The organism is Novosphingobium sp. BL-S-33 (genome assembly GCF_056857025.1).
On sequence record NZ_CM166474.1, the window covers coordinates 2,658,863 to 2,673,391 of the forward strand.

Sequence of the window (14,529 nt, forward strand, 5' to 3'; positions counted from 1 at the left end):
TTACGCCAAATCGGCACCAGGGCCTTAACGATAGCAGACCTTGCGCACTGCCTCGACGATGCGCGGCGTGTCGATCAGCGCGAGCTTTTCGAGGTTCGCCGCGTAAGGCAGCGGCACGTCCTCGTTGCAGACGCGGACCACCGGGGCATCGAGGTCGTCGAAGCCGTCCTCCATGCAGATCGCCGAGATTTCCGAAGCGATCGAGCAGACCGGGAAACCTTCTTCGGCAACCACGATGCGGTTGGTCTTCGCAAGGCTGGCCAGCACCGTTTCCTTGTCGAGCGGGCGCAGGGTGCGCAGGTCGATGACTTCGGCATCGATGCCCTCGCCAGCCAGCTGCTCGGCGGCTTCGAGCGCGAGGCCGACGCCGATCGAGTAAGACACGATGGTCACGTCCTTGCCTTCACGCATGATGCGCGCCTTGCCGATCGGCAGGACGTGATCGTCGAGTTCGGGCAGTTCGAACGTGCGACCGTAGATCAGCTCGTTCTCAAGGAAAACGACCGGATCTTCGCTACGGATGGCTGCCTTGAGCAGGCCCTTGGCGTCCGAAGCGTCGTAAGGCGCGATCACGATCAGGCCGGGGACGTTGGCATACCACGGACCGTAGTTCTGCGAGTGCTGCGCACCCACGCGCGAGGCCGCACCGTTCGGACCGCGGAACACGATGGGGCAACGCATCTGGCCGCCCGACATGTAGTTGGTCTTGGCCGCCGAGTTGATGATGTGGTCGATCGCCTGCATGGCGAAGTTGAACGTCATGAACTCGATGATCGGACGCAGGCCGCCCATGGCGGCGCCGGTGCCGATGCCGGCAAAGCCGTATTCGGTGATCGGCGTGTCGATCACGCGGCGCGGGCCGAATTCTTCAAGCAGCCCCTGGGTCACCTTGTAGGCGCCCTGGTACTCGGCCACTTCCTCACCCATCACGAAGATGCGGTCGTCGCGGCGCATTTCCTCGGCCATGGCGTCGCGCAGAGCTTCACGAACGGTCGAGGTCTTCATGTTGGTGCCGAAGGGGATCTCGGGATCCTTCTTCGCAGCGACCGGAGCCGGCGCCGAAGCGGCAGCAGCGGGCGCGGCTTCGGCTGCGGGGGCAGCCTCTGCCTTCGGAGCGGGGGCGGAAACCGCCGAAGCGTCCTCGCCCTCGCCAGCGAGAACGGCAATCACGGTGCCGACCTTCACACCCTCGGTACCTTCGGGCACGAGGATCTTGCCGATGGTGCCTTCATCGATGGATTCGAATTCCATCGTGGCCTTGTCGGTCTCGATTTCGGCGAGGATGTCACCCGAAGTGACTTCGTCGCCTTCCTTCACCAGCCAGCGGGCAAGCTTGCCCTCTTCCATCGTCGGAGAGAGCGCCGGCATCTTGAGTTCGATCGCCATCAGTAGCGCTCCACCAGGACGTCAGTATAGAGTTCAGCAGCTTCGGGTTCGGGCGAATTTTCGGCAAAGTCGGCCGATTCCGCCACGGCAGCGCGGACGCGCTTGTCGATTTCCTTGAGCGCGGCTTCGTCCACGCCCAGGGCCAGCAGCTCGGTCTTCGCGTGGTCGATCGGGTCGCGCTTCTCACGCACGTCCTGCACTTCCTCGCGGCTGCGATACTTCGCCGGGTCCGACATCGAGTGGCCACGATAGCGGTAGGTATTCAGCTCCATGAGCACCGGGCCATTGCCCGCACGCACGTATTCGAGCGCCACTTCGGCTGCCTTGCGGACTTCGAGCACGTCCATGCCGTCGACCTGCATGCCGGGAATCCGGAACGCGGTGCCGCGACGATAGAAATGCGTCTCGGCCGAGCCGCGCTTCACGGCGGTGCCCATGGCATAGCCGTTGTTCTCGATCACGAAGATGATCGGGAGCTTCCAGAGAGCCGCCATGTTGAAGCTCTCGTAGACCTGGCCCTGGTTGGCCGCGCCGTCGCCGAAGTAGGCCATCGCGACGCCGCCGTCTTCACGGTACTTGTGCGCGAAAGCGAGGCCCGCGCCGAGCGAGACCTGCGCACCGACAATGCCGTGTCCGCCGTAGAACTTATGGTCCACGCTAAACATGTGCATCGAGCCGCCCTTGCCGCGCGAGATGCCGGCCGCACGGCCGGTCAGCTCGGCCATGATCAGCTTGGGATCGATGCCGTAGGCAAGCATATGGCCATGATCGCGATAACCGGTGATGACCGAGTCGCGGTTGGAATCGAGCGCGGACTGAAGGCCCACGGCAACGGCTTCCTGGCCGATGTAGAGATGGCAGAAACCGCCGATCAGGCCGAGGCCGTAAAGCTGGCCCGCCTTTTCCTCGAAGCGGCGAATGAGCAACATCTGCTCATAGAAGTGGAGCAGTTCTTCCTTGCTGGGCGTGTAGCGCTTGTCGGCTTCCAGTGATTCCTGGAGGCTGTGCAGCGCAAAGTCTTCGTCCTGTGCCGGTACTGCGGCTGGCTCGGCGCCGGACCCGGCGTCACTCTTGGCTTTGGGCAACGGGACTCCCCATCGTTGGTGCGATTGATTTCTCGCCGCTTATAGGACGCCGCGCGGAAATCGAAAGCACGATGACGGAAATTTGCCGTATTCAGCACAAAAATTATGGCAAATGGAAATGTTGCATCGCAGCATGGAAATCGAGCCGGGCCAATACCTAAGCCCGAAAACCGACGGAAAGTCAGCGCTTGATCAGCATGACCATTTCGTCAGGGCGCGCGACATTCAGATTGGCACGCAGAAGTTCGCCGGCAAGATCCGGATCAACCTTGCGCGAATCCAGCAGGGCCACGCGGTTTTTGAGGTGATCGCGCTGGCTTTCAAGCTCGGCCAGCTTCTCTCGCCGTTGCTCCAGCAGCCGCTGGTTTTCACCCCACGCCAGCACGCCGCTGGGCCCCGCAATAGCGAAGCCGCCCATGAGCAGCAGCAAGGCCAGGGCAGAACCCTGTACCAAACGCTCCTTCGCAAGGTTGGTGTCGTGACGCATGGCCCTCATGCCGTGATAGAATCACAAGTGATTCCGCGTTGCAAGTACGAATATTACGCGATTCGCACTCTTTAGCGACAGGTCCAGAGGGATCATTGCACCGCAAAACCGTCGATATAAGTGTTGATAACTCTTATCCGGATCCAAACCCTGCGCGCCTAGCGCGATCGGTCATCGCATTGCCGACTGCGGAGCGGACGGCGGAACATTACCGATAGCCTTGTTGATCGCAGCGAGACGGGTGCGCAGGCGGGCGTCACTGTCGTCGAGTTCGCGCGTTGCCGCCAGAACCGCGCGGCGAGCGTCGATCACCGGAAGGTAGTTGACCTGCCCCCCTTTGTATCGCGCCTCCACCAGTTCGGCATTGGCGCGCGCATGTTCTAGGCGCTGGGACAGGCGCTCGCGCGCTTGCCAGTCGGCCGTGTAGCCGGTGAGCGCATCGTCGATCTCCTGCCACGCCTTGAGTACCGCAACCTGGAAGTTCACCGCTGCCGCGCGCTGCTCCAGCTTGCGCAACTCCACTGTCGCGCGGCGGCGGCCGCCGTCGAATATCGGCAGGCTGAGGCTCGGGCCGATCTGCCAGGTGCGGCTCGCCCAATCGAACAGGTTCTGCGAACGGTAGCTTTCCAGGCCGAAACCACCGCCCAGCGTAATGGTGGGATAGAGATCGGCGGTCGCGACGCCGATCTGCGCCGTCGCCGCATGGAGCTTGGCCTCCGCCGCGCGCACGTCCGGCCGGCGCAGCGCCACTTCGGACGGCAGGCCCAGCGACAGGTCGGGCAGTGCGGGAGGCACCGGCCCCATCGCGGCCGGTTTCAATTCGTCCCGCAGCGTTCCCGGCTGAACGCCCAGAGCCAGCGCGATGCGGTTGGCCTGCACAGCCGCCTCCGCCTGAAGCGCGGGCAGATTCGCCTCCGACGCGCGCAAGCTGGCCTGATCGCTCTCGATCGCGGTGTGATCGTTCATCCCGCCATCGACGCGGGCACCGACCAGCCCCACGCGGTCCTTGAGCAGGGCGATATCCTCCCCGGCAACCGCGCCTTGCGCCTGCGCGCTGCGCATCGCGAAATAGGCCTGTGCCACTTCGGCGGTGACCGAGAGCCGCGTCAAATCGAGCAGCGCCCCCTGCCCGGCGACATTGGCATCGGCCGCTTCGACCGAGCGGCGAACCTTGCCCCACAGGTCGATCTCCCAACCTGCATCGAAACCGCCCTGAAAGAGCGTAAATGGCCGGGCGAGGTACTGGGCAAGCTGATTGCGATTGTCTCCCGCCAGTATGTCAAAGAGGCGGGTCGATGCGCCGTATTCGCTCATCCGTTCGCGCGTGACGCTGGCGCTTCCGTTGACTTGTGGCAGCCCCTCGGAAGCGACCTCACCGCGCTGGGCGCGGGCTTGAGCAAAATGGAGCGCTGCCGTCCGTAGATCGGGACTGGCGGCAAGCGCGCGGCGTTCGAGATCGTTCAGCACGGGATCGCCAAGCAGGGTCCACCACTCGGCCGGCATGGCCTGCGCGCCGGCAGGGATGGCCACCACATCGCCGGTTCCACTGCGCCATTGTGACCAGTCGTTCGGAGCCTCTGCTACGGGCGCCTTGAAGTTGGGCCCGACCGTGCAGCCGGACGCGCCAAGGCTGATCGCCAGCACGGCCGCGAGCGGGAGACAGGCGTTGATCCGGGCACGAGACATGGCAGGATATCCTCGCATTCAGGCAAGCCGATGACGGAACAGCCACGCCGAAAGCGGCAACGTAACCGCCGCCACGGCCAGCAAAGGCAGGAAATTGGGGGCGATCTCGCCAAGCCCGGCCCCTTCGAGATAGACCCGGCGCACGATGGCAACGCCGAATCTCAGCGGGTTCACATATGTAACGTACTGAAGCACCAGGGGCATGTTGCGGATCGGTGTGAGCATGCCGGAAAGCAGCGTCAGCGGCATGATCAGCATGAACGAGAAGAGCATCGCCTGCTGCATGTTCAGCGCGAAGGCCGAAAGCGTCATGCCGATACCCACCGATGCGATATTGAAGCAGAGTAGCCCGAAATAGAGCAAAAAGGGCGAACCGCTCATCGGCACCCGGAACCAGAGGAGCACGATCAGCAACACGATGGTCGACTGGAGCAAGCCTACGACGATCGAGGGCAGCGCCTTGCCCACCAGGATCTGGAGCGGCGTCATCGGCGTGACCAGCAACTGATCGAACGTCCCCTGCTCCCGCTCGCGGGCGACCGAAAGCGCGGCGAGCAGCATCGTTTGCAACATCGACAGGGTTGCAATCATGGCGGGCAATATCTGCCAGCGCGATTCGAGATTGGGATTGAACCAGGCGCGGCGCACCACGGTCACACCTTGCACGCCGCTGCGCGAGGCGTTGAACGCTTGCACGACCGAGGCGACATAGGCCGCTGCCGAGCCCGCCGTCGTCGAATTGCGCCCATCGAACACGACCTGCACCGGCGCATCCTCGCCGCTCGCCAGTCGTCGATCGAAATCGGCGGGGATCGTGATCGCCATGAGTACTTTCTGGCGGTCTATCAGCGGCGCGATCTGGTTGGTGTTGTCCAGCGTCGCCTGCCGCGAGAATACGCCGGTGCCGTCCAGTCGCGCGATCAGTTCGCTCGCCGCCTGCCCTCGGCTCTGGTCCAACAGCGCATAGGGCACATGCTGAAGATCGAGGATCGCGCCGTAGCCGAACAGCAGCGTCTGGATGAAGGCCGGCGCGAACAGGATGATGCGATTGGCCGGGTCCTTGAACAGCGCCAGCACTTCCTTGCGGAACAGGAAGGCGACTTCGGCCAGCCATGCAACGGCGCGATTTGGAAAGCGATTTGGGGCCGGGGCCATCGGATCAGTCCAGTCGCTTGCGCAAGGTGCGGCGGGTCAGGAAGGTGAAGACGAGGATGTAGCCGATCAGGATCGCACTGTTGCTCGCCACCATTCCCCAGTCGGTCCCGGCAAGGAACAGCGTCTTGATAACACCCATGAAATGCGTAGCCGGCAGGAACTCGGCGACGATGCGTACGGCGATGGGAATATTGCGCAAATCGAAGATGAAGCCCGACAGCATGAGCGCGGGCATGAAGCTGATCAGCAGCGCCACCTGGCTTGCCGCGAACTGGTTGCGCGTCACCCCGGATATCAGCAGGCCGACCAGCAGCGAGACCAGCAGATAGAGGATTGAGACGACAACGATCGCCAACAGTGATCCCCGGATCGGCACGCCGAACAGGAACACCGCCGCCAGCAGACACATCGCAAGGTCGATCAGCCCGACAACGATATAGGGCGCCAGCTTGGCGAGCACGAGTTCGAGCGGCTGCACCGGCGTCACGAACAGCGATTCCAGCGTGCCTCGCTCCCACTCGCGGGCAATCAGCAGCGAACTGAGAAAGGCCCCCACCAGCGTCATGATGAGCACCACCAGCCCCGGCACGAGATACCAGCGACTGTTCCCTTCCTCGTTGAACCACGTCCGCGTCATCAGCATGACCGAACCGCCCGGCGAAACCACGCCGCCGCGGTCGGCCTGACGCGCCATGGCCGTCGCCACGGCGCCCTGCACATAGGCTTCCAGCGTCTGCGCCGTGGTCGAATCCACCCCGTTCAGGATAAGCTGGATCTGCGCGCCGCCCTTGACCTGACGACGGGCGAAATCGCTTGAAATCTGAACGATGGCATCAACTTTGCCATCGCGCAGCATCCTGCTGGCCTCTTCCATCGTCTCCACATCGACAGGATCGAGATAGGCCGAACCGCGCAGCCCCGACACGATCTCGCGCGCACCTTCCGACCGGTCCTGCATGATGAGCGCGATCGGGGCATGGCGAACGTCGAACGAAAGGCCGAACCCGAACAGCAGGATCAGCGCGACGGGAAGCAGGAGGCCCACCGCGAGGTTGCTGCGATCGCGCAACATCTGCCGCGTCTCCTTGCGGACCAGCGCCACAAGCCGGGTCGTGAACGCGCTTTCGCCGTTGCCTGTGCCTTTTTCCGTGCCGTTCATGCCGCCGTTTTCTCCTCGGCGTCGTGCGCGCGGCCTTGTTCGACGATGGCGATGAAAGCCTCATTCATGTCGTCGACGCTGTCACCGCCAGCCTGCTCCCGCACTTCCTGCGGCGTCCCCAGCGCCAGCATGTGACCGGCATCCTGAATGGCGATGCGGTCGCAGTATTCGGCTTCCTCCATGAAGTGGGTGGTGACGATAATGGTCACCCCGGACTGGGAAAGCGAAGTGATGGTCCTCCAGAAAGCCCGGCGGGCGAGCGGATCGATGCCGCTGGTCGGCTCGTCGAGGAAGAGGATCTCCGGCTCGTGCACCAGCCCTGCCGCCATGGCGAGGCGCTGCCTGTAGCCGTGCGGGAGGGCACCGCTCGTGGCAGCGGGATCGAGCCCGAATTGCTCGACGATGGTCTGGACGCGCTGCTTGAGCGCGGGCCCGCGCAGACCATACGCACCGCCGAAGAACTCCAGGTTCTCGCGCACGGAGATATTGGCATAGAGCGAGAACTTCTGCGCCACGTAACCGATCCGCCGCCGCGCTTCGGCCCGCGCTCGGCGCAAGTTCACGCCCGCGACTTCCAGAGTACCGCTGGTTGCCGGAAGCAGGCCGCAGAGCATGCGGAACGTCGTCGTCTTACCTGCGCCATTGGGACCGAGCAGTCCGAATATCTCCCCGCGCCGCACATCGAAGGACGTGTTGGCAACGGCGGTGAAATCCCCGAACTTGCGCACGAGATCGCGCACGTGAATGACGTTCTCCCCCTCCGTCTGATCGGGAGGAGCGGGAGAGACAAGGGCATCCTGCGATGCCGCCTCGTGCGTGGCGTCCGGCTTTCCGCCCGCGTTATGCTGGCGCAACAGGAGCATGAAGGCGTCTTCCAGTTCCTCGCCGCGTTCCTCGACGGGCCGCCCCTGCAACAGATCGTCCAGTCTTTCGACCGGCGTGTCGGGCTGGCGGATGAACCGAACCGCCCCACCGCGAGGCACTGCATCGATCACCCGCTCCGGGGCGTCGATCAGCCGCGCCTGCAAGTCGCGTGCGGGCGTGCCGGGCGCCGGCGAGGCGAGATAGGTGAGGCCACGCGCTCTGGCCGTGATTTCGGCCGGCGTGTCCTGTGCGAGCAGACGGCCATGATCCATGACCAGAACTTCGTCGCAGCGTTCGGCCTCGTCCATATAGGCCGTGCTGACCAGAACACTGAGACCGTCGGATTCGATGAGTTGCTCGATGATTTCCCAAAGGTCTCGCCGCGAAAGCGGATCGACGCCGACGCTCGGCTCATCGAGCAGCAGCAGATCGGGCACGCGCACCAGCGTGCAGGCAAGCCCCAGCTTCTGCTTCATCCCGCCCGAGAGATTGCCCGCCGCCCGCCCCGTGAAGCGCGCCATGTCGGTCATCTCGAGCATGCGCTTGAAGCGCTCGGCCCGCACGTCTTGCGGAACGCCATGGAGATCCGCGTAGAGATCGAGGTTCTCCTGCACGCTGAGATCCTCGTAGAGCCCGAAACGCTGCGGCATGTAGCTGATCCGGTCCTGCACTGCCTGCGGATGAGCCGCGACATCGATGCCGAGCACTTTCAGCGTGCCGCCGTCCGCCTTCAGCAGCCCGGTAAGCATCCGCATGAGCGTGGTCTTGCCGGCGCCGTCCGGTCCGACGAGCGCGGAAATCGTGCCCGCACGCAGCGAAAACGAGAGATCATGCACCGCATCGAAAGGCTTGCCGTCCGGCCCGTTGAAGACCTTGCGCAGGCCTTCGCAGGCGACGGTCAGATCGCCGACCGCGTCCAATGGCGCGGTGGCGGTGCTCACGGGGCGCGCCCCGCCTTTGTGTTTCCGGGATCGATCCGCACCGTCACTGGCTGACCGAGCCTGAGACGGCCCTCCTTGTCGTCGACCCGCACGCGAACTTCGTAGACAAGCGCCGTCCGCAGCGATTCGGTCTCCACCGACTTGGGCGTGAATTCGGCGACGGAAGAAATGAACCCCACGGTGCCGGCGACCGATTGGTCCGGAAAACTGTCACTGGCCACGCGCGCCTGCTGGCCGATGCGGACCCGCCCCAGATCCGCTTCCTCTACATAGACGCGGATCCACTTGGGACTGGTGAGCGCAAGTTCGAATACTGGTTTTTGCGGAGTGGCCATGTCGCCCACTTCAAGCAGGCGCGAGCGGACGACGGCGTCCGCCGGTGACTTCAACTCGCCCTGATCGATCTGGTGGTGGAACAGCGCGAGTTGGGCCTCGGCGCTTTTCACTTGTGCTTCGGCGGCAGCGATATCCTCTGCGCGGGGGCCGCGAACCGCCAGATTCAGCGCTTCACTGGCTTCCTTGAGCTGGGCATTGGCCATCTGCGAAGCGCTGCGGGCCTGATCGAGTTCCTGCCCGCTTACCCCGCGTCCCGCCGTATTGGCAGAGACCGATTGCGCCCGCTTGTAATCGTCCGCCGCGCGGGCTGCACTAGCCTGGGCGGAGGCCACCCGCGCGCGAGCCTGCGCAAGGTCCTCCGGGCGGGTGCCGTTCTGCAACTTGCGCAGATTTTCGCGCATTGCGGCGGCCTGCGCATCGGCATTGCGTGCCTGAAGGCCCAGCGTCACCGTATCGAGCCGCGCCAGAACCTGCGCGGCGCGAACCGCGTCACCTTCCTCGACAGCCATCTGGGTAACCCGCCCCGAACCATCGAAAGCCAGCGAAACCTGCCGGATATCGACATTGCCGTGGAGCACGATCTCATCGGAAGCATGGTGCCCCCGCGCAATCCACCAGACGAGACCTGCCGCCAGCACCAGCACAACGGCAATCGCGGCGATCACGCTCTTCTTCATCAACGGCCCCCCGGGGTGAATCGCTGGCGATACTTGGGCAATACCATGCACATACATACACTGCATCGCAGCGAAGCAAACCTCGGCCGCGCAGGAATGTTCCGCAGGGGGTGTTTCCACGGCGCGCGAAAGCCTCTAGGCGGCCTTCCATGCTGACGATCCGTGACATCTCCGTTCGCCTTGGCGGGCGCACCATCCTCGACCAGGCCGCCGCCACCATTCCCAATGGCGGCAAAGTCGGCCTGATCGGCCGCAACGGCGCGGGCAAGTCCACGCTGGTCAAGGCGATCATCGGCGAACTGGAACCCGACGGCGGCTCGATCGACATGCCCCGCCGCGCGCGGCTCGGCTATATCGCCCAGGAAGCACCTAGCGGTACCCGAACGGCCTTTGAAGCCGTCCTTGACGCCGATGTCGAGCGCACCACCCTGCTCGAGGAATCGGAAACCTGCACCGAGCCCCATCGCCTTGGTGACATCCACGATCGCCTCATCGCCATCGACGCCTACACCGCCCCGGCACGCGCCGCCCGCATCCTTGTCGGCCTCGGCTTCGACGAGGAGATGCAGGGCCGCCCGCTCGACAGTTTTTCGGGCGGCTGGAAAATGCGCGTGGCGCTGGCAGGCCTGCTGTTCTCGCAGCCCGACGTGCTGCTGCTCGACGAACCGTCGAACCACCTCGACCTTGAAGCGACGCTGTGGCTGGAGAATTTCCTCCAGTCCTATCCCAAGACGCTGATCGTCATCAGCCACGAGCGCGATCTGCTCAACAACGTGGTCGATCACATCCTGCACCTGCAACACGGCAAGCTGACGCTTTATCCGGGCACCTATGACAGCTTCGAGCGCATCCGCGCCGAACGCGCCGCGCAGGCAGCCGCCGCGCGCGCCAATCAGGATGCGCAACGCAAGAAGCTGGCCGACTATGTCGCGCGCAATTCGGCTCGCGCCTCCACCGCCAAGCAGGCCCAGTCGCGCGCCAAGATGCTGGCCAAGATGCAGCCGATCGCGGCGATGATCGACGATCCCTCGCTCAGCTTCGACTTCCCCAGCCCCGACGAACTGCGCCCACCGCTCGTCACGCTCGACCTTGCTTCGGTGGGCTACGAGGCAGACAAGCCGATCCTGCGCCGCCTCAATCTCCGTATCGATCCCGAGGATCGCATCGCCCTGCTCGGCCGCAACGGCAACGGCAAGACCACGCTGGCGCGCCTGCTGGCCCGCCAGCTTCAGCCGATGGAAGGCTCGCTCACTTTCTCGCCCAAGATCCGCGTCGGCTACTTCACGCAGTATCAGGTCGAGGAACTGCCAACCGATTCGACCCCGCTCGAACTGATGACCCGCGCCATGGTCGGCAAGGCCCCGGTGGCGGTGCGCGGTCAGCTTGGCCGCTTCGGTTTCTCGGGAGACCGCGCGACGGCGAGCATCGGCACGCTCTCGGGCGGCGAGCGCGCCCGTCTGGCGCTGGCCCTGGTGACGCGCGATGCGCCGCACATGCTGATCCTCGACGAACCGACCAACCACCTCGACGTCGATGCGCGCGAAGCGCTGGTGCAGGCACTCAATGCCTTCGAAGGCGCGGTGATCCTGGTCAGCCACGACCGTCACATGGTCGAACTGGCCGCCGACCGGCTCGTGCTGGTCGATCAGGGCACGGCGACGAACTACGACGGTTCGATCGAGGACTACATCGATTTCGTGCTCGGCCGGAACCAGCCCAAGTCGGCTGCCGATCAGGGCGACGGCAAGCCCGCGCGCAAGTCCGGCGCCATCGCCCGCGAGGAACTGAAGGCCCTGCGCAAGAAAGTCACCGAGGCCGAGACGCGCATGAAGCGCATCCAGCAGCAGCTCGACGCGCTCGACGCCGCGCTGGCCGATCCGGCTGCCGCCAAGGGCGATCTTGCCAAACTGAACTTCGGCGAACTCGGCAAGCGCCGCACGCAGGCCGCCGATGACCTGGAAGTCGCGGAAATGGGCTGGTTCGAGGCCAATGAGGCGATGGACATGCTCATGGGCAAGACGGCGTGAGCGTCGCCTTCCGCCGCGACGGGGACGAGGAGCATCTCGAACCCAAGTTCGAAGTGCCGATCCCGCCCGGCCCCAACCTTGTGACGAGCGAGGGGCTGGAACTCGTCAAGGCACGGATCGCCGCGCTGGAGGCGCAGATCCCGACGCTGACCGAGGAAACCGCGCTCAATACCGCCAAGCGCGATTTGCGATATTGGCGCAAGCGGCTGGCGACGGCCGAAGTCCAGCCCGCGCCTTCGGGCGATACCGTGATGTTCGGACACCGGGTGCGGTTTGTGTTGAATGGCAAGACGCGCGATGTGCGCATTGTCGGGCACGATGAGGCCGATCCGGCCAAGGGCGACCTTGCCTTCACCGCACCGCTCGCCCGTGCCCTGCTGGGCGCGGAAGCAGGTGAGTTCGTGGATTTCAATGGGCAGGACGAGGCGATCGAGGTTATCGAACTGCTTGTCTGAGAGGCTTAGCTGTATGCTGGCCCCAATCGGGACCTGAGCAAGCCTGAGATATTTTCCCGAAACAAAACCTACCGAATAAGACCCGTCGTCCCCGCGAAGGCGGGGGCCCCGCTATCTTTTTGCCTCGGCGCAAGAAAAGCGGGGTCCCCGCCTTCGCGGGGACGACGGGTTTATTGTGTCATGGATAGGGTTTGGGTCGCCGCACGGTTTTACGTCGGCGGCAGATCACCATTTGGGCAGACGGGATGCAGGAACCTGCATCCCCATCATGCCATCAGCCTCAGTAAGGCTGACGGCCACCCTTCTTCGGCTTCTTGTGGAACGGCTTGCCGCCGCCCGGACCCGTGGCACCGCCACCGCTCCGTTCCGGACGACCGCCGGTCGGACGCGGCTGGTAACGCTGGCCTTCGTAGCCGCCACGTCCACCTTCTTCACGGCCGTGCGGCTTGCGTCCACGGCCCTGCGGGCCTTCACGGTCACGACGACGGTCGCGCGCGACATCGCGCGGCGTATCGGTCGCGAGTTCGATGCGGATGGTGTTTTCCACGTCGCCGCTCTCGTCATGCGCAGTGCGCTCCACGGCGCGGATGAACTGGTCAGCCTGCGCGCGCGGGATCTGGAAGTGCGTCTGGTCGGCGCCGATGCGGATCTGGCCCACCGCATTGCGGGTGACGTGACCACGACGGCACAGCAGCGGCAGTATCCAGCGCGGATCGGCGTGCTGGGCACGGCCGATATCCATGGTGAACCACACGACATCGTCGAATCCCGGACGCTGGCGCGCCTCGCGGGCCTCAGGGCTGCTGCCGATCAGCTCTTCCGGCTGCGGCATGGCGGCGCGGTGAGCGCGAACCAGTGCGGCGGCGAGATCCTCGGCGCTAACCTTGTCGAGGATTTCGCGGGCGATCTCGCGATCTTCCTCGTCAGCCTCGACCGGGGCCAGCAGCTTTTCCATCAGGCGGCCACGGTCAGCCGCGCGGATGACCTCGGGGGTCGGCGCCGCGATCCAGTCCGCCTCAATGCGCGCGCCGCGCAGCATGCCTTCGACGCGGCGACGGCGCGGGAACGGCACGACGATGACGGCAGTGCCCTTCTTGCCCGCACGGCCAGTACGGCCCGAACGGTGCTGAAGCGTTTCGGCATCGCGCGGGATCTCCACGTGGATGACCAGCGTCAGCGAGGGAAGATCGATGCCGCGCGCGGCAACGTCGGTGGCGACGCAGACGCGGGCGCGCTTGTCGCGCAGCGCCTGAAGCGCGTTGTTACGCTCGTTCTGCGAATGCTCGCCCGACAGCGCCACGGCGGAGAAGCCGCGCTCGGTCAGCGTCGAGTGGAGATGCTTCACATTGTCGCGCGTGGCGCAGAACAGGATCGCGGTCTCGGCGTCATGAAGACGCAGCAGGTTGACCACGGCGTTCTCGACATCGGCGGGAGCGACGGTGACGGCCTGATAGGCAATGTCGCCGTGGCCACGGTTCTCGCTCATCGTCGAGATGCGCAGCGCGTCGTTCTGATAACGGCGGGCCAGTGCTTCGATCGGGCGCGGCATGGTGGCCGAGAACAGCAGCGTGCGGCGGCCTGCCGGCATCGCGTCGAGCATTTCCTCAAGGTCTTCGCGGAAGCCCATGTCGAGCATCTCGTCCGCTTCGTCGAGCACAACGACTCGCAGCGCCGAGAGGTCAAGCTTGCCGCGCTCGAGGTGATCGCGAAGGCGGCCGGGCGTGCCCACGACGATCGTCGCGCCGCGTTCAAGCTGCTTGCGTTCACGCACGGGGTCCATGCCGCCTACGCACGTGACGATGCGCGCGCCGGTCTTGCCATAGAGCCATTCAAGCTCGCGGCTGACCTGCTGCGCCAGTTCGCGCGTCGGTGCGATGGCAAGGGCAAGCGGCGCTTCGGCGTAAGGAATCGAGCCGTCGGCGAGCAGTTCGTCGCCCATGGCGATACCGAAGGCAACGGTCTTGCCCGAGCCGGTCTGCGCCGAAACAACGAGGTCACGCCCGCGCGCCTCGGCTTCGGCAACGGCGGCCTGGACCGGGGTCAGGGTCTCGTAACCTTGCGCGGTAAGCGCGTCGGCGAGAGGCTGGGGAAGCTGGGAAAAAGTCATGAGTTTGTCGAATCTGTCCTGTGCCGCTTGCGCGGTCTCTTGGGGGGTAACATGGGGAGGAGTTTACGACCCATCGGTCTGTGTTTGGGCGGCCATAGCGGAAAAAACCCGGTTTGGCGCGCTCCAATTTCACTCAGGCGATGGAGATCCCTGCAAGACTGCGG

The 14,529-nt window shown here is 64.7% G+C and carries 11 protein-coding genes; 2 read left to right on the forward strand and 9 right to left on the reverse strand.

Annotated elements, in window-relative coordinates; genetic code table 11:
- Positions 1–24 precede the first annotated feature (24 nt).
- The 8 genes from AC1VVM_RS12455 to AC1VVM_RS12490 form a co-directional block, all read right to left on the reverse strand.
- Positions 25–1,386: a pyruvate dehydrogenase complex E1 component subunit beta gene (locus AC1VVM_RS12455; RefSeq protein ID WP_132385423.1), complete on the reverse strand. Its 1,362-nt coding sequence runs from the start codon at positions 1,384–1,386 to the stop codon at positions 25–27.
- Positions 1,386–2,471 carry a pyruvate dehydrogenase (acetyl-transferring) E1 component subunit alpha gene (gene pdhA / locus AC1VVM_RS12460; RefSeq protein ID WP_482904171.1) on the reverse strand — a complete coding sequence of 362 codons (1,086 nt, stop codon included), beginning with the start codon at positions 2,469–2,471 and terminating at the stop codon, positions 1,386–1,388. Before pdhA ends, AC1VVM_RS12455 begins: the two co-directional genes overlap by 1 nt.
- Before the next feature lie 181 nt (positions 2,472–2,652).
- Positions 2,653–2,967: an FtsB family cell division protein gene (locus AC1VVM_RS12465; RefSeq protein ID WP_132385425.1), complete on the reverse strand. Its 315-nt coding sequence runs from the start codon at positions 2,965–2,967 to the stop codon at positions 2,653–2,655.
- Between the two features lie 162 nt (positions 2,968–3,129).
- Positions 3,130–4,644 (reverse strand): efflux transporter outer membrane subunit, encoded by a 1,515-nt coding sequence (locus tag AC1VVM_RS12470; protein ID WP_482904172.1) that lies wholly within the window; start codon positions 4,642–4,644, stop codon positions 3,130–3,132.
- Between the two features lie 18 nt (positions 4,645–4,662).
- Positions 4,663–5,799 carry an ABC transporter permease gene (locus AC1VVM_RS12475; RefSeq protein WP_482904173.1) on the reverse strand — a complete coding sequence of 379 codons (1,137 nt, stop codon included), beginning with the start codon at positions 5,797–5,799 and terminating at the stop codon, positions 4,663–4,665.
- 4 nt (positions 5,800–5,803) lie between these two features.
- Positions 5,804–6,958, reverse strand: a complete 1,155-nt coding sequence (locus AC1VVM_RS12480) for an ABC transporter permease (RefSeq protein ID WP_482904174.1) — start codon at positions 6,956–6,958, stop codon at positions 5,804–5,806.
- Positions 6,955–8,763, reverse strand: a complete 1,809-nt coding sequence (locus AC1VVM_RS12485; protein ID WP_482904175.1) for an ATP-binding cassette domain-containing protein — start codon at positions 8,761–8,763, stop codon at positions 6,955–6,957. The genes AC1VVM_RS12480 and AC1VVM_RS12485 overlap by 4 nt, the downstream gene beginning before the upstream one ends.
- Entirely contained in the window at positions 8,760–9,776 is a 1,017-nt protein-coding gene (locus tag AC1VVM_RS12490) for an HlyD family secretion protein (protein ID WP_482904176.1), read from the reverse strand. The genes AC1VVM_RS12485 and AC1VVM_RS12490 overlap by 4 nt, the downstream gene beginning before the upstream one ends.
- A 149-nt stretch (positions 9,777–9,925) precedes the next feature.
- Between AC1VVM_RS12490 and AC1VVM_RS12495 the strand changes: the two genes are divergently transcribed.
- Positions 9,926–11,803: an ABC-F family ATP-binding cassette domain-containing protein gene (locus AC1VVM_RS12495; RefSeq protein ID WP_482904177.1), complete on the forward strand. Its 1,878-nt coding sequence runs from the start codon at positions 9,926–9,928 to the stop codon at positions 11,801–11,803.
- Positions 11,800–12,258 carry a GreA/GreB family elongation factor gene (locus tag AC1VVM_RS12500; protein WP_482904178.1) on the forward strand — a complete coding sequence of 153 codons (459 nt, stop codon included), beginning with the start codon at positions 11,800–11,802 and terminating at the stop codon, positions 12,256–12,258. The genes AC1VVM_RS12495 and AC1VVM_RS12500 overlap by 4 nt, the downstream gene beginning before the upstream one ends.
- Positions 12,259–12,538: 280 nt before the next feature.
- Here the strand turns inward: AC1VVM_RS12500 and AC1VVM_RS12505 are convergent, their stop codons facing one another.
- Entirely contained in the window at positions 12,539–14,365 is a 1,827-nt protein-coding gene (locus tag AC1VVM_RS12505; RefSeq protein ID WP_482904179.1) for a DEAD/DEAH box helicase, read from the reverse strand.
- Between the last annotated feature and the right edge of the window lie 164 nt (positions 14,366–14,529).

What these genes read in the sequence shown, in the direction of transcription:
- AC1VVM_RS12455 (WP_132385423.1), bottom strand. Translation starts at nt 1,386, where the DNA reads ATGGCGATCGAACTCAAGATGCCGGCGCTCTCTCCGACGATGGAAGAG.
- AC1VVM_RS12465 (WP_132385425.1), bottom strand. Translation starts at nt 2,967, where the DNA reads ATGAGGGCCATGCGTCACGACACCAACCTTGCGAAGGAGCGTTTGGTA.
- AC1VVM_RS12470 (WP_482904172.1), bottom strand. Translation starts at nt 4,644, where the DNA reads ATGTCTCGTGCCCGGATCAACGCCTGTCTCCCGCTCGCGGCCGTGCTG.
- AC1VVM_RS12475 (WP_482904173.1), bottom strand. Translation starts at nt 5,799, where the DNA reads ATGGCCCCGGCCCCAAATCGCTTTCCAAATCGCGCCGTTGCATGGCTG.
- AC1VVM_RS12480 (WP_482904174.1), bottom strand. Translation starts at nt 6,958, where the DNA reads ATGAACGGCACGGAAAAAGGCACAGGCAACGGCGAAAGCGCGTTCACG.
- AC1VVM_RS12490 (WP_482904176.1), bottom strand. Translation starts at nt 9,776, where the DNA reads ATGAAGAAGAGCGTGATCGCCGCGATTGCCGTTGTGCTGGTGCTGGCG.
- AC1VVM_RS12495 (WP_482904177.1), top strand. Translation starts at nt 9,926, where the DNA reads ATGCTGACGATCCGTGACATCTCCGTTCGCCTTGGCGGGCGCACCATC.
- AC1VVM_RS12505 (WP_482904179.1), bottom strand. Translation starts at nt 14,365, where the DNA reads ATGACTTTTTCCCAGCTTCCCCAGCCTCTCGCCGACGCGCTTACCGCG.